At 62.5% G+C, this 19,183-nt stretch carries 22 protein-coding genes and 1 pseudogene; 8 read left to right on the top strand and 15 right to left on the bottom strand.

Annotated features, from left to right (window positions below; genetic code table 11):
- Positions 1-2: 2 nt before the first annotated feature.
- The 3 genes from MTX21_RS32165 to MTX21_RS32155 are packed head-to-tail and all read left to right on the top strand — an operon-like array spanning position 3 to position 1,610.
- Positions 3-341, top strand: coding sequence for a hypothetical protein (locus MTX21_RS32165; protein ID WP_280971193.1), 339 nt, complete (start codon positions 3-5; stop codon positions 339-341).
- A gap of 8 nt (positions 342-349) precedes the next feature.
- The gene (locus MTX21_RS32160) at positions 350-1,219 is read left to right on the top strand and encodes a cytochrome c oxidase assembly protein (RefSeq protein WP_341512207.1); all 870 of its coding nucleotides are present in this window, start codon (positions 350-352) and stop codon (positions 1,217-1,219) included.
- A complete protein-coding gene (locus tag MTX21_RS32155; RefSeq protein ID WP_280968600.1) occupies positions 1,203-1,610 on the top strand; it encodes a c-type cytochrome in 408 nt (135 codons plus the stop codon). Before MTX21_RS32160 ends, MTX21_RS32155 begins: the two co-directional genes overlap by 17 nt.
- Before the next feature lie 11 nt (positions 1,611-1,621).
- On the opposite strand, the gene MTX21_RS32150 is transcribed toward MTX21_RS32155, so the two are convergent.
- From MTX21_RS32150 to MTX21_RS32140, 3 genes and pseudogenes are all read right to left on the bottom strand, one after another.
- Positions 1,622-2,539: a cytochrome c gene (locus MTX21_RS32150; protein WP_280968599.1), complete on the bottom strand. Its 918-nt coding sequence runs from the start codon at positions 2,537-2,539 to the stop codon at positions 1,622-1,624.
- Positions 2,540-2,726: 187 nt separating this feature from the next.
- Positions 2,727-3,022: pseudogene (locus MTX21_RS32145) on the bottom strand (hypothetical protein).
- Between the two features lie 384 nt (positions 3,023-3,406).
- Positions 3,407-3,670, bottom strand: coding sequence for a hypothetical protein (locus MTX21_RS32140; protein WP_280971192.1), 264 nt, complete (start codon positions 3,668-3,670; stop codon positions 3,407-3,409).
- Between MTX21_RS32140 and MTX21_RS32135 the strand changes: the two genes are divergently transcribed.
- Together MTX21_RS32135 and MTX21_RS32130 are read left to right on the top strand one after the other, a co-directional pair.
- The gene (locus MTX21_RS32135; protein ID WP_280970854.1) at positions 3,560-4,351 is read left to right on the top strand and encodes an NADP-dependent oxidoreductase; all 792 of its coding nucleotides are present in this window, start codon (positions 3,560-3,562) and stop codon (positions 4,349-4,351) included. The two genes, MTX21_RS32140 and MTX21_RS32135, sit on opposite strands and share 111 nt — an antisense overlap.
- Positions 4,352-4,364: 13 nt before the next feature.
- Entirely contained in the window at positions 4,365-5,555 is a 1,191-nt protein-coding gene (locus tag MTX21_RS32130; RefSeq protein ID WP_280968598.1) for a cupin domain-containing protein, read from the top strand.
- A 114-nt stretch (positions 5,556-5,669) separates the two neighbouring features.
- Here MTX21_RS32130 and MTX21_RS32125 read toward each other — a convergent pair whose 3' ends face one another.
- Both MTX21_RS32125 and MTX21_RS32120 read right to left on the bottom strand, forming a co-directional pair.
- Positions 5,670-6,647 carry a cation diffusion facilitator family transporter gene (locus MTX21_RS32125; protein ID WP_280968597.1) on the bottom strand — a complete coding sequence of 326 codons (978 nt, stop codon included), beginning with the start codon at positions 6,645-6,647 and terminating at the stop codon, positions 5,670-5,672.
- Positions 6,648-6,690: 43 nt separating this feature from the next.
- Positions 6,691-7,767: a flavodoxin family protein gene (locus tag MTX21_RS32120; protein WP_280968596.1), complete on the bottom strand. Its 1,077-nt coding sequence runs from the start codon at positions 7,765-7,767 to the stop codon at positions 6,691-6,693.
- Positions 7,768-7,974: 207 nt separating this feature from the next.
- On the opposite strand from MTX21_RS32120, the gene MTX21_RS32115 reads away from it, so the two are divergent.
- Positions 7,975-8,862, top strand: coding sequence for an SCO family protein (locus MTX21_RS32115; protein ID WP_280968595.1), 888 nt, complete (start codon positions 7,975-7,977; stop codon positions 8,860-8,862).
- Here the strand turns inward: MTX21_RS32115 and MTX21_RS32110 are convergent.
- Genes MTX21_RS32110 through MTX21_RS32085 form a run of 6 tightly spaced genes read right to left on the bottom strand, consistent with a single transcriptional unit; the run spans position 8,798 to position 13,139 of the window.
- Entirely contained in the window at positions 8,798-9,916 is a 1,119-nt protein-coding gene (locus MTX21_RS32110; RefSeq protein ID WP_280968594.1) for a hypothetical protein, read from the bottom strand. The genes MTX21_RS32115 and MTX21_RS32110 overlap by 65 nt on opposite strands.
- Positions 9,913-10,443 (bottom strand): cytochrome c, encoded by a 531-nt coding sequence (locus MTX21_RS32105; RefSeq protein ID WP_280968593.1) that lies wholly within the window; start codon positions 10,441-10,443, stop codon positions 9,913-9,915. Before MTX21_RS32105 ends, MTX21_RS32110 begins: the two co-directional genes overlap by 4 nt.
- Positions 10,440-10,970 carry a DUF3341 domain-containing protein gene (locus MTX21_RS32100; RefSeq protein ID WP_280968592.1) on the bottom strand — a complete coding sequence of 177 codons (531 nt, stop codon included), beginning with the start codon at positions 10,968-10,970 and terminating at the stop codon, positions 10,440-10,442. The genes MTX21_RS32105 and MTX21_RS32100 overlap by 4 nt, the downstream gene beginning before the upstream one ends.
- Positions 10,963-12,444, bottom strand: a complete 1,482-nt coding sequence (nrfD, locus tag MTX21_RS32095) for an NrfD/PsrC family molybdoenzyme membrane anchor subunit (protein WP_280968591.1) — start codon at positions 12,442-12,444, stop codon at positions 10,963-10,965. Before nrfD ends, MTX21_RS32100 begins: the two co-directional genes overlap by 8 nt.
- Positions 12,445-12,468: 24 nt before the next feature.
- On the bottom strand, positions 12,469-12,828 hold the full coding sequence (locus tag MTX21_RS32090; protein WP_280968590.1) for a hypothetical protein: 360 nt from the start codon (positions 12,826-12,828) through the stop codon (positions 12,469-12,471).
- Positions 12,798-13,139: an Arm DNA-binding domain-containing protein gene (locus tag MTX21_RS32085; protein ID WP_280968589.1), complete on the bottom strand. Its 342-nt coding sequence runs from the start codon at positions 13,137-13,139 to the stop codon at positions 12,798-12,800. The genes MTX21_RS32090 and MTX21_RS32085 overlap by 31 nt, the downstream gene beginning before the upstream one ends.
- A gap of 508 nt (positions 13,140-13,647) precedes the next feature.
- Here MTX21_RS32085 and MTX21_RS32075 point away from each other — a divergent pair.
- Positions 13,648-14,001, top strand: coding sequence for a low affinity iron permease family protein (locus MTX21_RS32075; RefSeq protein ID WP_280968588.1), 354 nt, complete (start codon positions 13,648-13,650; stop codon positions 13,999-14,001).
- Positions 14,002-16,063: 2,062 nt separating this feature from the next.
- Here MTX21_RS32075 and MTX21_RS32065 read toward each other — a convergent pair.
- The 3 genes from MTX21_RS32065 to MTX21_RS32055 all read right to left on the bottom strand — a co-directional run bounded on the left by MTX21_RS32065 (position 16,064) and on the right by MTX21_RS32055 (position 17,673).
- Positions 16,064-16,591 carry a hypothetical protein gene (locus tag MTX21_RS32065; RefSeq protein WP_280968587.1) on the bottom strand — a complete coding sequence of 176 codons (528 nt, stop codon included), beginning with the start codon at positions 16,589-16,591 and terminating at the stop codon, positions 16,064-16,066.
- Positions 16,592-17,126: 535 nt separating this feature from the next.
- Complete coding sequence (locus tag MTX21_RS32060) at positions 17,127-17,348, bottom strand: hypothetical protein (RefSeq protein WP_280968586.1); 222 nt, start codon at positions 17,346-17,348, stop codon at positions 17,127-17,129.
- 121 nt (positions 17,349-17,469) lie between these two features.
- The gene (locus MTX21_RS32055) at positions 17,470-17,673 is read right to left on the bottom strand and encodes a hypothetical protein (protein ID WP_280968585.1); all 204 of its coding nucleotides are present in this window, start codon (positions 17,671-17,673) and stop codon (positions 17,470-17,472) included.
- A 167-nt stretch (positions 17,674-17,840) separates the two neighbouring features.
- Here MTX21_RS32055 and MTX21_RS32050 point away from each other — a divergent pair, with 167 nt between their 5' ends.
- A complete protein-coding gene (locus tag MTX21_RS32050) occupies positions 17,841-18,041 on the top strand; it encodes a CsbD family protein (RefSeq protein ID WP_280968584.1) in 201 nt (66 codons plus the stop codon).
- A 573-nt stretch (positions 18,042-18,614) separates the two neighbouring features.
- Here the strand turns inward: MTX21_RS32050 and MTX21_RS40125 are convergent.
- Positions 18,615-19,055, bottom strand: coding sequence for a hypothetical protein (locus MTX21_RS40125; RefSeq protein WP_341512304.1), 441 nt, complete (start codon positions 19,053-19,055; stop codon positions 18,615-18,617).
- Between the last annotated feature and the right edge of the window lie 128 nt (positions 19,056-19,183).

Raw genomic sequence — 19,183 nt, 5'->3', positions numbered from 1 at the left:
GCATGTCAAAACCTCTCGCACACCTCCTGATCTGGGCCGGACTTTGGCTTGCGCCGCTCATCTGGGCCGTGAACATGCAGCTAGGGCAGGTCCTGCCCTACACCGACTGCCGCCGCTCGCTGCATGCGGCGGCGATCACGTCGTTTCTCGGAGCCGCCATCACGAGTCTGTCCGGCATAGTCTCATGGCGATGCGCGGGGCGACTAGGGGCGGACGCCTCCTCCAGGCCGAACACAGTTTCCTTCGGAGGCGGGGTCAGTGCCCTCTCCGCCACGATCTTCACCTTTGCACTCCTGATGCAGGGAATTGCCGCGATGGTGCTGAGCGGATGCGAAAAATAGCGGCGACGATGATCCTGCTGCTGGCGAGTCCGGCGCACGCGCATGGGCCCGCGCAAGAGCTGTTGCGCCCAAGCTGGACGTTTGATCCATGGATCGTCGTCCCCCTCCTCGCGTTCGGACTGATGTACAGCATGGGTGCGCTGGTGCTGCTGAAACGGCGGGCGCAAATCGTCGCGGCCCGGATATGGCAGATTGCCGCCTGCTGGGCCGGTTGGTTGTCTCTGATCGCGGCGCTGGCCTCGCCGCTGCACTGGCTCGGCGAGCGGCTGCTCAGCTTTCACATGATCGAACACGAGATCCTGCTGGCGGTGTCTGCGCCATTGATCGTGATCGCACGACCGGTCGGAATCTTGCTCTGGTCCATGCCCCGCTGCGCGCGGGTGCGGATCGGCCGTTGGATGCGATTTTCGGCCATCGATGCAGCCTGGTCCTTCCTAAGCGCTGGCCGCAATGCCACACTCCTGCATGCAGTTGCGATCTGGACCTGGCATGCTCCGCCCCTGTTCGATGCAGCGATCACCAATGTCACCATGCATCGACTGCAGCATCTGAGTTTCTTCCTGACGGCTGTCCTGTTCTGGTGGTCTGTATTTCGGCGCAGCGAGACCGGTACGGCCGCCTGGCACGTGTTCGTGACCATGCTGCACACGACCATCCTGGGCGCCCTGATGGCGCTGGCGCCGCGCCTGCTCTATCAGGAGCAGGTGGCTGCGGCGGCCGCCTGGGGCCTGACGCCGCTCGAAGACCAGCAGATGGCCGGCATCATCATGTGGGTGCCGGCGGGAACGATCTATGCCGGCGCCGCCCTGGCGCTGATTGCGCTGTGGATCAGGCGAGCCAGCAAACACCGCGAGCAAGCCGATGCCCTTGTTGTCTAGGAAGCGTGGCTCAGTCGTCGCTGTGGCCGGACTCCTGATCGCTGCGGCTGGCGCCGGTGGCTTCGCTTGGAAGTCCCGAGTGCAGGCCGATCGCGTTGCCCGCGCCATCACCGGGGGCGATCCATCCCGCGCACCGGTACTCATGCGCCGCTACGGCTGCGTGGGGTGCCATACGATCCCCGGCGTTCCCGGCGGGAACGGGCAGGTCGGCAGCTCGCTCTCCGGCATTCGGGGGCGCGTCTATATCGCCGGCGTCACGACCAACTCGCCCGACAATCTCGTGCAATGGATCGTCGCACCGCAAACCTTTTCGCCGCGAACGGCCATGCCGGTGACCGGGATCAGCGAGTCCGAGGCGCGTGACATTGCAGCCTACCTCTATGCGCAATAGCGCCGAGGCGCTCAGGGTGCGGCAGTCGGCCGAGATGGCAGTGATTTGATGAACATTGCGATCGCCTCGCGATCGCTCTGCGGCAGCATGGCCGTGTTCGTGACCACATCGGCCATCGACGAGCCGACGCGCCCGTGGTTCGGCGTGGTGCCGGTTTTCAGCATGTTCGCCAATTGCTGCTCCGACCAGTCACCGATGCGCTCGGGCGTGATATTGGGGTAGAAGCCCGCGCCTTCGGGATCCTGCCCACCTGCGTAGCGCGTTGCCGATGCGATGCCGCCGAACGTGTCGCGCGATGAGTGGCACTCGGCGCAATGGGCGAGCGCCTCGCTCAGATAGCGCCCGCGATTCCATTTCTCGTCACGCGCAGCGTCCCGCGAAAGCGGACCGGGCTTGAAGTAGAGAAGTTTCCAGAAACCGACAAAGCGGCGAATGCCGAACACCGGATTGAGCTCGTGTTCCGGAGGACGGCCCCTCACCACCGCGAGTGTCCGCAAGTAGGCCATCAAATCCTCCACGTCCGCGGCGCTCATATGCGTGAAACTCGCATATGGAAATACCGGATAGTAGTGGCTTCCATCTGGCGAGACACCGTTCAGGAGCGCGTTGGCGAGATCTCTGGTCGTCCACGTGCCGATCCCATCGATGGGATCCATCGAAATGTTCGGCGCGCGAAACGTTCCGTAAGGAGAGGCGAGCGCCAGCCCTCCGCCGAGATGCAAACGGTCCGGTTGTCCTGGGGAGGCATGACAGGACGAGCAGTCGCCGGCCGCAAAGACGAGCTTGCCTCTTTCCGCGTTGCCCGCGCCCTCGAAAATCCCGCTGAGATCAGCGTTCGCGAAAAGATCGGGCGCGGTGATCATCCAGATGACGCCGGCGATCAGCGCGGCCGATCCAACTCCGGTCATCGCCCAGACCCAGCCGCGCATCCACTTGCTTTTTCCTCGACAGCCTGCCCAACCGGACTAACAGGCAGCGTTCGTCACTGTTCCTTCGGCTGGCCGTTCCCGGCTCAACCGGACGCGCTCGCTGGCCGCCGGTAACAGCGCGCTGGAAATCGCCGACATGCATTGCATCGGTCCGGCCGTCGGCCCCGGCCGCCTGTCCGCGACCTGCCTAGCGCCGCATGAACTTGTGGAACCGGCTCAATTTACCGTCCTTGGTGCGGTCCTGATGAAGGAACGCGATGCCGGTCTCGTCGAATTTTTGGAAGAACTGGTCCCAACTGATCCGGTCGAGCCCTTCGTCTTTGCGATCAAAGTCGAAACGCAAGATGCCGGCATGACCGTCGTCCACTGTTGCCTTGACGGTCGCAGGCTTACGCCGCGCTCCTCCGCCCATTTGCGGATGATATCGTGGCTGGTGGTCGCTTGCGCCTCGGTGTCGCTAGTTCTGGTGCGGCTTGCGCTCATTGGCTCCTCCCTCGCTGGAAAGGTGGAACAACGGCGTCCGCCATTGTCGGGCTATTTGCCATGAAACGCCGGCCAGCAGGATTTGTTCTTGCACCGCCCCCCGCGCGGCCACCGCATCAAACGTCGAGCATCCAACTTGTTCATCGCAACTCTCAACCGACAGTTGATGCGAGAAGAAGTGAACGCCACCTGGAATGAAGACGCTTGGCTGGACGCCTGTTGGGCAACGGTCGTCCTGGGAGCGAGTGTGTCATTTGAGGCAAGAGTCGAACATCTGGGACCGACTGTTGAGCATGAGCGCGACCTCCGCGGTTGCTTTATCTATCCTCTCGAAAAGATGATACCCGCGGCTGCACAAATAGGAACGCGCTCCGCCCTGATGCGTCAGCCGATATGGCAAAGCTCATCAAAATCCGATTTCATCATTTCGGCAACAATGACGCGCTCGGCGTCGATCGCCTCGAACAGTCCGGCCCCGACGCGCGTCAGATCCTTGTCTCGGTCCGTGCGGCAAGCGTCAATCCCGTCGATTTCAAGATCAGGTCGGGCAAGTATCCCTCCGTGAAGGAGGATCGCCTGCCCTACACTCCTGGCAGAGACGTCTCCGGCATCGTGGAGAGGTGCGGCGCCCAAGTAACGCGCTTTCAAGCGGGCGACGAGGTCTTCGGAATGGTTCCGGTGTTCGGCGGCGGCTACGCCGAGCAGGTGGTCCTGGAAGAGCGAGCGGTCGCCTCTAAGCCGGCCGGGCTTGATCATGTCCATGCGGCGGCGGTCCCGCTGGCGGGACAAACGGCGCATCAAGGCCTATTCCGATACGGCAAGCTGAAAGCGGGAGAGTCCGTTCTGATCCACGGCGGCTCGGGCGGCGTCGGCCATTTCGCGATTCAGTTCGCCAAGGCAAAGGGCGCCCGTGTGCTGACAACCGTTTCCACAGAACATGTCGATCTCGCGCGAACGCTCGGCGCCGACGTTGTCATCGACTACAAGACCCAGCGCTTCGAAGAAGTCGCCACAGATCTCGATATGGTCTTCGACTTGATCGATGGAAAGACACGCGAACGCTCCTGGGCGCTGCTCAGAAAGGGCGGACGCCTGATCTCCACATTGACCGAGCCGTCGCGAGATCGGGCGAATGCGCTCGGCGTGACCGCCATGCGCTACACTGTCGAGCCCGACGGCGAGGAGTTGGCCGAGATTGGACGACTGGTGGATGCCGGCAAGCTGAAGCCGCATATCCAGACCACATTCCCTCTTGAGCAGGCGAAGCAGGCTCTGGCCACCGTGGAGCAAGGCCACACCGCCGGCAAGATCGTGCTGATTTGCGGTTGAGGAGAATCACGCCATGAACTCTCCGAACCGACGATTTTTGCTGGCCGCCGCAGCCGCACTTGGCGCTACCGCGGCCGCCTCGGCGCAACAAGGCAATGAGCCCGTGTCCGGCAGCAAGGGCGCTCCGATCATCGGCCCCCGTAACCCGGACCGGGAGCGTCAGAATCCAGATATCCTGCGACCGCCGTCCACCGACCATGGTTCGCTGCCAAACCTCCGGTCCTCGTTTGCAGATGCCCACATGAAGATCCGCGAAAGCGGCTGGTCGCGCGAAGTCACTCAGCGCGAACTCGCGTTCTCGACCACAATGGCCGGTGTGAACATGCGCCTCACTTCCGGCGGTGTCCGCGAGTTGCACTGGCACAAGCAGGCCGAATGGGCTTTCATGCTGGCCGGCAAGGCGCGCATCACGGCGGTCGACAACGATGGTCACAATTTCATCGCCGATGTTGGCCCGGGCGACCTCTGGTACTTCCCCTCAGGCATTCCGCACTCGATTCAAGGGCTGCCCGACGACGGCTGCGAGTTCCTGCTGGCGTTTCCGGACGGCGAGTTCTCGGAAGATAGCACTTTTGCTATCACCGACTTATTCGCACACAATGAGCGCGAAGTGCTGGCAAGAAATCTGGCCGTCGACGTCAAGGCGCTCGACCGCATTCCGAAGCAAGAACGCTTCATCTTTCAAGCCGAACCACCGCCGCTACAGCTACAGGCGGACGCTGTTCGCAATCCCCTTGGCGGAGTGCCGCTCGATATGGTCTTCAGGCTGATGCAGCAGCCTCCGACCCAGTCGCCTGGCGGCAACGTCCGCATCGCCGATACCCGCAACTTTCCCATTTCGACCGATGTTGCTGCGGCATTGCTCGAGGTCAACCCCGGCCACATGCGTGAACTGCACTGCGAGTGGCAGTACTACATCTCCGGCCAGGCGAGAATGACCGTATTCGCGGCCGAGGCGCGGGCGCGGACATTCGACTACCGGGCGGGCGACGTCGGCTACGTGCCGATGTCGATGAGCCATTTCATCGAGAACACCGGCAGCGAGCCGCTGCGGTTCCTCGAGCTGTTCAAGGCGCCACGCTTCATCGACGTTTCCCTCGCGCAATGGATGGCACTGACGCCGCCTGAGCTGGTCGCGGCGCACCTGGACATCGATCGCAGTGTGCTTGAGCAATTGCGCAAGGACAAGCGGCCGATCGTTTAGCTTTGGCGTTCAGGTTCGATCGTTAGTCTGAACGTCGCCTATGGTACTGCCCTTCTCCTCGGCTCCAATCTATCGGCAATGGTCATCCGCTCCGGAGAAGGAGCCGCTCATGCGCTACGACCAGAGGCCCAAGCGCCTGCCGCGAACGGTACGGTAGCGCGCGTCGGTTTGCGGCTTGATGAAAAGGGCCGCGACGCTCGGATGTTGCTTGCGGATCTCGGTCTCGATCGAGATCACGCACTGCTCAATGTCGTCGGCGCGCTTGTCGTCCGCATACTCGACGCTCAGCGCTGCGACGACCTCGGATGGCGACAGTTGTGCCGTCAGGAGGCCATTGGCCTGAAGCACGCCGGGTGAGCGTCGCGCGATGGCGAGGATCGATCGCGCGAGCTCGGGATGCGCCGGCTCGCCGATCAGGAGACTCTTGCTTTCGCGGGCGAGTCCGATCGATGCAATTCCGAGGAGAATGCCGATCAGGATCGAGCCGACACCATCCCAGACCGGTTGGGCCAGCCACACCGCCGCCGCAGTGGCTCCGGCCGCAATGGCGATGCCAACCAGCGCCGCGCTGTCCTCGAGCAGCACCATAAAGGCTGGAGGATCCTTGCTGCGGACGAAGGCCTGGTAATAGCCAAACCGCTCGCTCTCCGAGCGGAAGCGGCGCAGGGCGAAAAGCCACGATGCACCTTCGAACAGGAACGAGAGCCCGAGCACGACAAAGCTGACGATGGGATCCTCAATCGGCTCGGGTGCGGCGACGTGCAGCAATCCCTGATAAAGCGAGACGCCGGAGCCGAGCGCGAAGATCAGCAGCGCGACGATGAAACTCCAGAAATACAGCTCGCGCCCATAGCCGAGCGGGTGGGATTCGTCGGGCGGGCGGCTTGCACGATGGTAGCCATAGAGCAGCAGCACCTCATTGCTGGTATCGACCACCGAGTGCACGGCCTCGCTCATCATCGCCGAGCTGCCCGTCCAGAAAGCGGCGGCAGTCTTCGTAGCCGCGACAAGCATGTTGCCGATGAGCGCAGCACGGACGATGGTCTTCGACGATCCTTGTGCCGCCGCTCTCACCGAGATCTCGCTTCGCATCGACGAACCTGTGCCGCGACGATCATACCGGCTTTGCACTTTCTCACTTCGGAGTCGGATCCGAAAGGCCTGCTCCCGGATCCTCAAACCGTCCGCTTCGCGCGAGCTTCACGGCGCGGCCCAGCGCGCGGGCCGTATTGGTCACCTCCTGCTGAAACTCGCGATCATGGTCCAGCGCCTGGTGCGATGTGGCGTACGGCTCCATATAGCCGACATAACCGTCGAGCTCGGCGAAGCGGCCGGCCGAGATCAGGCGCATGTCCGTCAGCCAGTCCGACAACGTCCGGCGGACGCCTTCGACGCCGACGCTGTCGCCGTGGACGATTAAGCCGAAGTGACGGCCGGCGAGATGACGCGGATAGGGCCAGCCCTTCAGCTCCAGCGCTTTGGCTTCGTCGGCCCTCTTGCCGTGCGTCGACGTCGGATCAGGATTGCCGCCGTCGGCGCAGACCAGGCGATCCATCATCGCCTTGAGCCCGCCCGGCACGTGATACCAGTTCACCGGTGTCACGATCAGGATGCCGTGCGCGGCCACCCAGAGCGGATAGATCTCGTTCATCCAATCTGCGCTCTGTCCCAACGCATAGTTCGGATAGCAACTGCACGGCCAGTGGCAGAGCGTCACCGAGGTCGCGACGCAGGATTTGCAGGGGTGGATGGCCTTGCCGAACTCCGAGGCCAGCCTGGAGAGATCAAGAATATCGACAACGAAACCCATCTCGGCGAACACAGGCTCGGCGAGTTTCACGATCCGCCAGGTCTTTGACATCTCGCCGGGACAGGTGTGCTCGCTGCGAGCCGAGCCATTGATGATCAGGATGCGCGGCGGGGCGTCCGCATCGTCGTGCCGCCGCTGTGCCTCGAGGACCGCGGCGCGCGCGTCGAGCCAGTCCACCGCGAGATTGTAGTCGGGATCGGCAAAGCCGGCGCCCGCCTTTCTCGTCACCGGCGCCTTGCGCGAATCGCTGTAGGCGTCCCAGGCGGCGGCAACGATTGCATCAAGTTCGCACTTCAGTGGCGCGAAAACGGGATCGATGAACTGGCTCCGGTAGCGGCTTTCGAACTCGCCGCGCGACAGTCTGACGGGCGGCATGCCCTTGCGAATGTCCGGTTTCCCCATAGTCTCTCCTGAGGGGTCATGTATTCGTTGCACCAACGTGCCGCGTCCGGCCGCGGTTCCTCAGGCCCAGCCGGCGCCCCGAGGAACACGCGATCGCGCGATGAGTTTGATATCCATTTCCTCAGCAAACACCGAAGCGACCTCGCCATGGCCCTCCCTAGCGCAGCCGAGCGCGTCCGCGAAGCGAGCAGTCGCGGGATTATCTGCTTGCTTCAGAGCGCGGCGGAGCATTGCGGGATGGTTGGACGTCGTGCGCCCCCCTTGCTCGTCCAACCATCGATTGATGCATCCGCAAAACGACCTCGCGTTCTGGTCGCGGGGTGGCTCACTACCCTTATGTTTTGCATCACGATGCCTTTAATGGCGCAGGCGGCCGTCACCGCCTCGCAGCTTGAGCAAGTCGCGCTCGTGCCCCGCGACAACGCGCAACTGCCACTTTCGACCCTAATGAACGATTTGGACGGTCGCACCGCGCCGCTGCAAAGCTGGCTTGCAGGCATCCCGACCGTCTGGATCCTCGCCGACTACACCTGCGAAACGCTTTGCGGGCCGGCGATATCGATCGTGTCGAACGCCCTGGCCGATACGGGCCTGAGAGCAGGCGAGGACTTTCGGCTCATCGTCGCCGGCCTTGATCCCAAGGACACCGTCGCTCAAGCGCTCGTCATGAAGAATGCGCAACTCAGCACAAGGTGCGGCCTGCCCGGGCAGAGCTATTTCCTGCGGGCGGCAGCAACGGACGTTAGTTCGTTGACCGACGCGTTTGGAGTTCGGACGATCTGCGATCGCGAGCATGACCAATTCGCCCATCCTGCCGCCGCCTTCGTGGTCACGCCTGACGGGCGGATCTCGCGCACACTCTCGGCTCTCGCGGTCGATGCCACGAGCCTGCGTCTGGCCGTGGTCGAAGCGGGCCAAGGACATATCGGGCGCTGGACCGACCAAGTCCACCTGCTCTGCTACGGCTTCGATCCCACGAGCGGCACCTATACGCTCGCGGCACGGCGGCTGCTGTTCGCTGCCTCCTCGATCAGCGTGATCGTTCTTGCTGTGCTGATTTGGCTTCTGCTTCGGCGCGAGTGCGCCACCAGATAGTGCCGGTCGGCGCCCTCTCCTCCGCCTTCCCGACGAGCGCAGCATCGAACGCCAGCCACAACACCGCGCCAAGAAAGAGCGCCGCGGCGATCAGCATTGCGCCGGTCATGGCGACGGAAAGCCCCCGAATTGCCGGCAGGATGAGGATCGCTGATTCGAGCCACCGCATCGCCAGCGTCAGCCCGCACAAGGCCAAGAGCCAATACGGGTCCGATCGCACCCTCGCGCTCAACATCGCGCAGAATGGGAACACGAACTGCCCGAAAGAGAGCGCCGCCAGCACGAACTGCCAGCCGCCTTCCGATCGCGCCAGAGACCAGGTGACTTCCTTGGGGATGTTTCCCGACCAGATGACGATGTACTGCATGGCGTGGAGATAGCACCAGAGCAGGAGAACCGAGAGCAGCAGGCCGCTATAGCTGCGGCTCGGACCGATCCTTCGCATCGACAGCAGGCTGGCACCGATGACGAAGGCCGTTCCATTCGTCAGCACGAAACTGAGATAGATCAATCCATAGATCGAGGAGTGAAATTCGGGCTCCAGCGATTCCATCCAGTCGATCCCGGCGAATGAGACGGTTAGGGTCCACACGATCGATCCGATCGATGCCGCACGCACCATGGCTTCGTCATTGCGCCAGGCTCGCCGTAGCCATTCGGCCAGCCCGATCCAGACCACGAAGTAGAACACGGTCCGCAAAACGAAAAACCAAGGCACAAGCCAGCGCGCCTTGAATGGCGGCAATGACGCCGCATCGGCGATGGCCGGATAGATATCCTTCAGGAAGAGAAGGACCGGAATGAACGTCAGCGCGACAACCGGCAGAATGCCGGTGGCCGCGACGAAGATAGGATGCAACGCCTCGGTCCAGCGTCGCCGCACCAGATAGCTGGTCATGAAGATAATCAGCGCGCCGATTGGAACGGCGCCCCAGGCAATCCAAGCGACGAGATAGGCGGCAACGGCCGACCGCGCGTCGACGACAAATCCGGCGATCAGGACCAGGCCCGACACCACCGCCACCCCGCCTCTTATGCCGCTACGCACTCTCATGGCGAGCTCTCGAGCTTGGCGCGCTCGTCCGACGGCACGTCGTCGAGCGACGCGTGACGGCTGAGCTGGAGTGCACGGATATAGGCGACGATTGCCCAGCGATCTGCCGGCTGCACACGCGCGGCATAGGAATACATCGCGCCATGGCCGTTGGTGATCACATCAAAAAAGTATTGGTCGTCCGCGGCAAGCAGCCGATCGTTGTGATAGCTCGTCGGGCGCGGCATGCCGCGCTGGACGATGATGCCGGTCCCGTCCCCGCCGGCGCCATGACATGGCGAGCAGAAAATGCTGAAACGCTGTCGTCCCCGCGCCAACAGTTGAGCCGAGAGCGCCGGCTTCGCGGTGGCAACCTTCTCCCGTTCGAGATCATCACGAGCCACGGTGTTCGCCGGCGGCCGGCGCAGCACGCTACCACGAAACGACGGTGCGCTCGAGTATTCGCTATAGCTGGGTTGCACGTCCATGTTCTGGTCGCAGGCGGCGAGCAGAGTTGCAAGCGCAACAATGAGAAGCACCCTGCTCATCCCGGCACAAGCTCCACCGACAACGCGCCCGCGTCGCTCAGGAATGCCAGGGTGTTACCCGCCTCGAACATCGCGTCGTCCGCGCTCACACAAAGGAAGAAACGATCCTTGCTGGCACGGTGAAATCGCCCGGTGCCGAACACGGGATAGTTGAGCCGCGGTAAGCCGTTCTGCCATAGCATCCCGATCAGCATGGCGAGCGCCGAAAACAGTATCGTCAGCTCGAATGTCACGACAGCGAATGCCGAGATCGCGTAGATGGGTCGGCCGCCAACGTTGAGCGGGTAGTCATAGTTGACATAGAACTGCAGGATGAGCGCTGTCCCCGCTCCGGCGATGGCTCCTGCCAGGCCGACGAACGAGACGGTGGGGCGCGGAAGCCGCAGCATGCGGTCCAATCCCTCGACCGGGAAGGGCGTAAAGGCGTCGAGAAGGCGGTAGCCGGCTTCCCTCGTCTTCCGCGTGGCCGCCAGCAGATCGTCAGGGCTCCTGAACTCCGCCAGTGCGCCGTAGAGCGGCTCAGCCATGCTGCTGCTCCTCTTTCTCTTCGTAGAGAAGCTCCTTGCTCTCGAAGATCGAGATCATGGGAATGAGCCTGATAGCGATGAGGAATGGCACGAGGAAAAGCCCGATCGTGCCGAAATAGGTCGACCAGTCCCAAAAGGTCGGCGTGAAGTGGCTCCAGGACGAGACGAGAAAGTCGCGATAGAGACTGGTGACCAGGATCATGTAGCGCTCGAGCCACATTCCAATCGCGACAGACACGGAGATCAGCAGCAGCATCCATCCGCTTCGTCGTACCGTGCGCAACCACAACGCCTGAAGCGGAATGAAGTTGAAGACGACCGCGCTCCAATAGGTCCAGGCGTAAGCGCCGGCGAAACGATCCGCCAGCGTCTGGAGCTCATGAGCCTCCCCGGAATAAACGGCGTCGAACACTTCGAAGACATAGCCATACCCCGTCATCAGGCCGGTCGCGAGCAGGACCTTTCCGAGCACATCGAGATGATCGTCGGTTACAAGGTTCTCGAGCCCGAACCACGAGCGCAGCGCCACGGCGATGATGGAAACGATGGCAAAGCCGGAAAAGGCAGCCCCCAGCACGAAGTAGGGTGGAAAAATTGTCGAGTGCCAACCCGGGATCTGTCCCACCGCGAACAGCAGCGACACCTCGCTGTGGACGGATACGACCAGCGGCACGGCAAGGGCTGCTGTCAGCCGGTACGCCTGTGACCAGCGCAGCCAATGCCTGGCCGAGCCGCGCCATCCGAGTGCCGTGATGCCGAAGAAGATCTGCCAGCCGCGACGAGTTGCTCGGTCGCGCGCCGCGGCGAGGTCGGGGATCAGGCCGGTATACCAGAATGCCAGCGAGACCGTCAGGTAGGTCAGCACCGCCCAGATATCCCATTCGAGCGGGCTGCGGAATTGCGGCCACACGCCCATGGTGGCTGGATATGGAAACATCCAGTAGACGTACCAAGGCCGCCCAAGATGCAGGATCGGGTAGATGCCCGCGCAAACCACGGCAAACAACGTCATCGTCTCGGCAAAGCGGTTGAGCGAGTTGCGCCACTCGCTGCCTGTCAGGAGCAAGAGGGCCGAGATCAGTGTGCCCCATGAGCGGAAGGTGGTGCGGAAGCCGTGCGTGGTCGCCTTCGGCTTGTCGCCGCCGTCATAGCCCATCTGGGTCTGGATCAGCTTGCGCAGCGTGTTCTCCGACTGCGTGACGCCGTAGACGCCGGGGCGGCTCTCGCCAGGGAACACCAGCGTCTCCTTGCCGCCCGACAACTGGGCGTTCAGCTCGCGCATGTCGTCGAGCAGCTTGAGCGCCGTCGCGGTCAGCGGCACGTCGGCCTCAAGGTTGTTCTTCATCACCTTGCCCGGGATCACCCAGCGCATGCCGCCATCGTCGGCGGGCTTGATCTGGTCAAACGACACATGCTGGCCCTCGTCGGCGCGCACGCAGGTCAGAATGACCATCTGCAGGGTCTTGGACACCATGGTGTTGATCTTGCGCAGCTCGACTCAGAACGCCGGTAGCAGCTTGAACGGCAGCGCGGGGTGCGCGCCGCGCACCTTGCCCTTCTTCGGCTGCTTCGGCAGCAGCGGCTTCAAGAGCGCCAGCTCGGCGATGTTGCGCTCGTTCTTGGGGCGGTGGCCGAGCGCGGCGGCAGTGTCAAAAATCTTCTGGAGCCGCCCGCGCGCCTCGCCGGCCGCGAACGGGATGGACAGCCAGATCGCCAGCAGCACGTCGAGGACGTCCTGCGTGGTGATCTCGTGGACCTGCTTATGGTGCAGCGGCGCGAAATAGGCGGTGACGTTGAGCTGCCACTTCTCCTTGGCCTTGGCGTTCTTCATGCCCTTGCAGGCGGCGTCGCACACCATTTGGGCAAAGTCCTTGAACAGCGGCGAGGAGCGGCCATTGCCGGTGACGCCGTCGGGGCGGTCGTTGCTGGGTCGTGGCCGTCGCGCACCAGCCGGCCATACTTGGCGGCCAGCTCCCGGGCCTCGTGGATCGAGCGCGCCCCGATGCCGCCGAGCCCCATCTTCTCGGCCTTGCCGCCATAGGTGAACTTAAACTTCCAGCACATCGAGCCCTTGGGCGTGATCTGCAGCCCGAGGCCGCCGCCGTCATTGTGCTCCTTGCCCTTGGCGAGCAGATGCAGGTTCTTGGCGTCCAGCCGTTTCGTGTTCATCCTTGTCTCCGATCCCGGGGGTCTGGGGTTTGGATCTGCACACCGGCATAGTGTGGATCGCTCCGAGCACTCCTGTCCACGAACTTGAGCGGCACTTGCGCTGCCGGCAATACTCGGAACTACAGGGCTATCCTTTCAAGCGCAGCCACTTGGTCGCCTTGCGGGCCACCAAGATCTCAGTCAGCGATCCGGCCTCGCATTGGTGGCCTGGAGAACGCTAACGAATGAAACTGACAGGCGAACGTCCACACGCGAACCCGGAGGCCGCGGCCCGCAAGCTGGTGGAGCTCGCAGAGAGCATAGAGCCGGTCGGCGCGGCATAAGCCATGCTGTCGAACGGGGCTGGCTTGATCTGCATGAAAGCGGGACGTTCATCCGGCTGCCGAAATCAGAGTTGGCTGAGGCGCCGAGGCCGCGGTGAGAATGATACGATGCACCAAGAGGCCTCCGTAATGGAACCGAATTTGGGTCTTCGTATTGAGGAGGTATTGTAGAACGCTAGCAGCAGATGCGACGCCAGAACGAATATCGCTTTTCCCGACTTGCACGCGAAACCGCGACGCAAGCCGGGCGCCCGTGGGCGTTCGCATTGGCGGCCGCGTTCGTGTTGGTTTGGCTGATCTCTGGTCCAGTGTTTCGCTTTTCCGATACTTGGCAGTTGGTGATGAACACCCTGAGCAGCATCGTCACATTCTTGATGGTGTTCCTCATTCAGAACGCGCAAAACAGAGATAGTGAAGCACTTCAACTGAAGTTAGACGAGCTGATCAAATCCACTAACTCGCCGAGAGATGTCATCGGAATCGAAGAGAAGCCCGAACCTGAGTTGAAGTCGGTGCGGAAAGAAGTAGCAGGCAAATAGAATTGCTTCCGTTCGCTCGCCTCGGGCGCGACCTGTCCTGATATCTGCCGGGAGGGGTTTGGACCAAAGCCGATCGGATGCAGCGCATCAAAGGCTTCGTCGAGCATTCCCACACGAAGCGACCTCTCCGGACTGGGGCTGCGGGATGCCGCCATGCAATTAGCGACCAAAGAATGGGCCCCGGCCTTGGGGTTTCCTGGGTAGGAGGTGGGAGGCCGGGGCCGCTTGGAGGTGCTTGGCCCTTTGGGCGGGCCAAGCAATTGTGAACATACCCGGCTGAAAGCAATCTTCTGTTCGCTTCTAGACATTGCCTATTTTTATGATCAGAAACAGCAAAATCTTGCGCGACGAACTAGCGAACTAGCGTGGCCTTTCGACGAACCGATCATCCTGCCGAGCAGGGGTTGATGACGAATGCCGCTAAGCTAATTTCTGCTTGTCCTATGCGGCTATCGCCCCCCTGGTGGCATCCGCATCCTGGCGGAATAGCGCGCGGGCTAGAGCGGCCCCAGCCGGCTGAGGATTAAGAGAGGAGAGTGAGGCCGGGGCCGCTCCCTGGAGGTGCTTGATCTCTGGCACAGAGCCAAGCGCTTCGAGCCTATTCACACCTTAGGGCACCGTTCTGGTCGTTCGAGCACACTGGCGATGTCAATTCGGTCGGACTGAGGCAGGCTTGCCGTCTGCTAACGCCCCTTCTTGGCTTTTGGATCGTTCACAGTCGCCCCGGGACTTGCCGAACTTGGGCTGCTAGACGCACCCTGACCAGTGGTAGCAGCTGGCGAATCACCGCCGCCTCCGGCTCCGGCAGCGCCGCCGGCTCCTCCCGCTCCGCCGTCACCCGAGCCAGCTCCCGCGCCGGCGCCACCCGCGCCGCCGGCGCCGCCAGCACCAGCGCCGGCTCCTCCGCCTTGCGCCGACGCCGCAGCAATGGACCCAAACACCAAGGCAGCTGCCAAGACAATCTTTGCAATTTTCATGTCGTGTCTCCTTGCTGAAGTTTGCATGCAAACCGAGCCCCGCCACGATCGTTCCTGTATGGCGCGCCACATCCAGCTACACATGAGCGCAAGGTCGATGCCCAACACTTCCAGAGTTCGAGCGGCGCTACTGTTTGTCGCGACGCGGCCGCAGGAGACTTTGCGGTCTTGTGCTTGCGGCGAGGGCGCCATTTGCTAGCCTCAGCGCGGCCCCCTCACAAATGTGAAAATTCAGCGCCACTAGTTGTCGGGTAACGTCCCAGGCGATCAGAATTGTTCCAGACCCTCCTCAATCACTCGCGGGTCATCGAGAACAAGCTCTTGAGACTGATGCGGATCAGTGCCGGAAGCGAGCTGTAGGTTCCTGACGACGTGCTTCCGCTGACGCAGGAGGCACTTGCCCAATTGCTCGGGGTGCGGCAGACGACGGTGACGCTGACGATGAGCAAGCTTCGCGCAGCGTGGCCATCAGGTCCGACCGGCGCGACTTCGTCGAGGTCCGCGCAGGATCGATCGCATGTCCTGCCAGGAATTGTCCGCGCCGCGACTTGCCCATGCGCTGTTCCCGGAGAGCTCCTTCGTCGGCTCCGGTCCGGCTGCCTCACGCAGCCGTCGAACAGCATAGAAACGAATGCGCTACTGACGTGTCTTGCCGAGATTGCCCGCGCACGATGGCAGCATCAGCCAGGTCGCCCTGAACTGGCTGTTGGCGCGCGACAGTCACGTGATCCCCATCCCCGGCGCGACCAAACCTCATCACGCCAGGACCAATCTCGATTCACGCGCCTGTATGAGACCGAGTTCGACGCGATCGACCGAGCTTCAGCAAAGCTTGGAAAATGAATCCGGTGCCCATCAAACCCCTCAGTGGGGCGCGTGGAGGCGCTCTTGCGGAAACCTGACCGTGCGAACTCGCGCGGACGCCCGACCTTCCGAACCGATCCGGCCAGTCGAGCCGTCGACGACGGCTCCAGGCTCGGCCGCTCGTATCGGAACGTATCCCGCGCCACCGCGAAAGACGGTTGCGGATCGTTCGTCTGCGATGGCTGCCGCCCCATCCTCCGACCGAGAAATCGCCCGACCGGTCAGCCGGCCAGCACGCCCCGAAGGGTCCGGCTCGAGCTGAGAAGACAACCGACGCCCGGCGCCAGCAGCAGCACGCCGAGCCAGGTTGCCGTCCACCCCGGCCCGTCGTCGCCCGCCTCGGCGATGGGAACGGCGACCGCGGTCGCCGGAGGTACAGAGGCGGCAACCGCGTCGCTGGCGGTCGGCGCGGCCGCCAGAAGCGTCTCCACGTCGACTTGGTGCGGCGTGGGATTGTCGCGCGTGAGCTGATCGGTCGCGGGTTTGGTGATATCGGGTGCCGGTGGCACGAGCGCCGTGGCCCCCGAAGCGGGGACGGGACTGGCATCGACCACCTTGAGTTCGAGCGCGGGCGGCGTCGGCCGGGGCGTTTCCGCCGACGCGGAGCGCAACAACTCCGCGCGCGCATCCACGACCGCCTTTTGCGCGGCGTGGCGCCGTTTTCCTTGGGAGCGGCGACCTGTTTCGCAGCGCGGTGACGAACCGACTTCTTTGCCATCGGGGTCCCCTCGGCGGCCAGGAACCAGCATTTGCGGTTGCCATCGAAACGATAGACCCAGTGCTGGCCCTCGGCCGGCGATTTCCCGGGCTGCGGCAAACATTCCTTTTCGGCGGGCGCCGGCGCGGTGGCTTCCACAGGAGCGGCTTGGCCAAAGAAGGCGGCGAAGGGATTCGAAGACGCAGGCGACGTCGAGCCACCTGTGAGAAGGAGAAAAGCGGCGAAGCAAAATCACAAAGGACCGGACATGAAACCCCCGGCGTTGCGCCCCGCCCAGCCACGACCTTTGGCCGCGTTCTGGGTCGCAATGCGACTCAAATCCGGCAACGCTGAGATTCATTCTGGCCTGGAACCGGGATCCCGGCTCGAATTCAGCCAGCCTGCGGCGCTTTGCTTACCTTCGGCCGCTCGGTCGGTCTCGCCACCGGCGATTCTGGCAAGTCAAAAAAGCGATCCGAAATCGGCGATGTTCCGGACGATCTGGGCGTTGTGAAGTTCAATTACTTCTGCAATGACCGCCTCCACATGCGCGGTCGGCGCGCCGTTCCTGCAGCAACAGACGAAAGCTATTCGCGCCGCGCATCAGCCCTGACGCCGTCGGGTGTAACCTCGTAGTCCTCGCCGCGATGCCTGAGCCAGCCTGCCTTGACCATCGCAATGGCTATCTCCTCACTGCATAAACGGTGGGTGCTGCCGGGGGAATACAGATTGCCATTGTGCGCAATCAGACGGCCGTACAGGTGCGCCTGCCTTAACACTTTGCGCATTCCGGGCGAGGGCTTGACCATAGCGGCTATCAAACTCGGGGTTGCCCGTATTTCGTTCCGGTAAGCTTATTGTAGCGCGTTGCCGACGACGGGGAAATCCCACGGTCTCCGGCGGAGAGATGTGCCAGGGGCGTGGGCGCACCTAATCAACAGTTCTAAAATGGAAGTTCTGCAGGCTCTGAAGTGCACCGCGGCCGGCTTGATCCTCGCGCTCGATAGCCGCGATGGCGAAATTCGCTAATGCCAACTTCCTTCGCTCACCCCGGCTATAAATTTCAGCGACATGCGCGATTGACAGTTCGCTTGCGGCGGCCCCAAAAATCCCGACCATGCCGATGAGGTCCAACGAAGTCGGCTTTACGGCCCAGGATGAGCAGCATCTTGGCGGACTGCGCGGAGATGTACTCCGTAGTGAAGCATCCAATCGACGCGAACAATCGTCACCGCGCGCGGTTAAGGAACGGCCGTCCCTTGCGATCGTTGACGGGACATCAGAACTTCCAGGAGATAGTCATGGACTGGAACCGAATCGAAGGCAATTGGAAGCAATTCAAAGGTGCGGCCAGGGAGAAATGGGGCAAGCTTACTGACGACGACCTCGACACGATCGAGGGTCACCGCGAACAGCTGGAGGGCAAGCTGCAACAACGTTACGGCATGGCCAAGGACCAGATCCGTAAGGACGTCGATGACTGGCTCAAGTCGCTACACTAGCGGCTATGCTCGAAAAGCCGCGGCTCAACGCCGCGGCTTTTCATGTCGAAGTCACTGCAATTGCGGCTTTAGACTACAAGTGCAGCCATAACGTAGCACCGTCCGTCGATTGGTGGCCGCATGAGGTCCGACTGGCTGTCTACACCTGCATCCGCTAGTAATCCGGTCGTTGGTTGGACGGAAATTGCCGCTCGTCGCGGTTCATCTTGCTCGAACTCACCATCCAATCTGGTAGCGGCGCCCCGTCGCGATGCCTGCCGCCTGCGGAGGCCGCAGCCCACGCAGCGGCTGCTCCAGCAGCGTGGCAGCCGCGATCGAAAAAGCCACTATGATCGAGCTGCGACGCGAGCGGGCAATGGCCGCCTTGGAGTCCGCAATGATGCATCGACCCGCCGCTCGGACTCTTGTAGCGACAGCCCGGCGGTCGCGGCGACCTGTTGGACCAGATAGGCCCGGTCGTCATTGCTGACGCCATTATGGCTCGACGACATCATTAGAATGCGCTCCGCTTCTGCGCGTTCTGCACCCATGTCGACATTGGGCCGTCGCGCAGAACGAAACAGCTTATCGAGCTCATAGCTCAAGAGCGGTTCGGCGACGGTGGTATTTGCGGTCCGCGTTTGCGTCGCCAACCAATTGACGGTCGAGGCTCCGATCAATGACGCCAGGGCCGCCAAGTAGTACCGCCAGCGCCCAGGAAGCGAGACCGTGCAGCCCATCACGTCGTTCCACCTCTTCGCTTGCTGCCGTTGCGCCGGCGCGGCCTGCGATATAGCCGCCCAAGCCGAAGCTGATCATTGCCTGCAGGCTCAGATTGATGCCCGAAAGTAGCGCGAGCGCGGCCGATGCACCACGCCACGTCGGCGAGATCGAGGTGACACCAAGCCCAACCGCAACACCGAAACTGACAAGAATGAATGAAAGAGCGGCAGCGGTAAGCGCACCGACGACAACAGGCGTCCATCGAACATAGCGCCCATCTTCACTGGACGAAAAGATGGTTTCCACGGTCATGTCAGCCGTCCCTAGCGAAGACCGAAGAACGAAAGAATGGCCGAGGTGACGACGATCAGGCCGATAAGATAAATCAGCTGGTACATACGAACCCTCCTCGTCGGGTCCCTGCGCCGAAGACAATTGGC

The sequence above is a fragment of the Bradyrhizobium sp. ISRA430 genome (assembly GCF_029909975.1).
Classification (GTDB): domain Bacteria; phylum Pseudomonadota; class Alphaproteobacteria; order Rhizobiales; family Xanthobacteraceae; genus Bradyrhizobium.
The sequence above is the reverse complement of the archived record's forward strand: the minus strand, read 5'-3'. Positions and strand labels throughout refer to the sequence as shown.

What these genes read in the sequence shown, in the direction of transcription:
- MTX21_RS32090 (WP_280968590.1), bottom strand. Translation starts at nt 12,828, where the DNA reads ATGGTGTGCGACGCCGCCTGCAAGGGCATGAAGAACGCCAAGGCCAAG.
- MTX21_RS32065 (WP_280968587.1), bottom strand. Translation starts at nt 16,591, where the DNA reads ATGCTGGTTCCTGGCCGCCGAGGGGACCCCGATGGCAAAGAAGTCGGT.
- MTX21_RS32050 (WP_280968584.1), top strand. Translation starts at nt 17,841, where the DNA reads ATGGACTGGAACCGAATCGAAGGCAATTGGAAGCAATTCAAAGGTGCG.
- MTX21_RS32100 (WP_280968592.1), bottom strand. Translation starts at nt 10,970, where the DNA reads ATGGCTGAGCCGCTCTACGGCGCACTGGCGGAGTTCAGGAGCCCTGAC.
- MTX21_RS32150 (WP_280968599.1), bottom strand. Translation starts at nt 2,539, where the DNA reads ATGCGCGGCTGGGTCTGGGCGATGACCGGAGTTGGATCGGCCGCGCTG.
- MTX21_RS32060 (WP_280968586.1), bottom strand. Translation starts at nt 17,348, where the DNA reads ATGGTCAAGCCCTCGCCCGGAATGCGCAAAGTGTTAAGGCAGGCGCAC.
- MTX21_RS32105 (WP_280968593.1), bottom strand. Translation starts at nt 10,443, where the DNA reads ATGAGCAGGGTGCTTCTCATTGTTGCGCTTGCAACTCTGCTCGCCGCC.
- MTX21_RS32155 (WP_280968600.1), top strand. Translation starts at nt 1,203, where the DNA reads ATGCCCTTGTTGTCTAGGAAGCGTGGCTCAGTCGTCGCTGTGGCCGGA.
- MTX21_RS32085 (WP_280968589.1), bottom strand. Translation starts at nt 13,139, where the DNA reads ATGAACACGAAACGGCTGGACGCCAAGAACCTGCATCTGCTCGCCAAG.
- MTX21_RS32075 (WP_280968588.1), top strand. Translation starts at nt 13,648, where the DNA reads ATGCGACGCCAGAACGAATATCGCTTTTCCCGACTTGCACGCGAAACC.
- MTX21_RS32130 (WP_280968598.1), top strand. Translation starts at nt 4,365, where the DNA reads ATGAACTCTCCGAACCGACGATTTTTGCTGGCCGCCGCAGCCGCACTT.
- MTX21_RS40125 (WP_341512304.1), bottom strand. Translation starts at nt 19,055, where the DNA reads ATGACCGTGGAAACCATCTTTTCGTCCAGTGAAGATGGGCGCTATGTT.
- MTX21_RS32120 (WP_280968596.1), bottom strand. Translation starts at nt 7,767, where the DNA reads ATGGGGAAACCGGACATTCGCAAGGGCATGCCGCCCGTCAGACTGTCG.
- MTX21_RS32165 (WP_280971193.1), top strand. Translation starts at nt 3, where the DNA reads ATGTCAAAACCTCTCGCACACCTCCTGATCTGGGCCGGACTTTGGCTT.
- MTX21_RS32125 (WP_280968597.1), bottom strand. Translation starts at nt 6,647, where the DNA reads ATGCGAAGCGAGATCTCGGTGAGAGCGGCGGCACAAGGATCGTCGAAG.
- MTX21_RS32110 (WP_280968594.1), bottom strand. Translation starts at nt 9,916, where the DNA reads ATGAGAGTGCGTAGCGGCATAAGAGGCGGGGTGGCGGTGGTGTCGGGC.
- nrfD (WP_280968591.1), bottom strand. Translation starts at nt 12,444, where the DNA reads ATGGTGTCCAAGACCCTGCAGATGGTCATTCTGACCTGCGTGCGCGCC.
- MTX21_RS32160 (WP_341512207.1), top strand. Translation starts at nt 350, where the DNA reads ATGATCCTGCTGCTGGCGAGTCCGGCGCACGCGCATGGGCCCGCGCAA.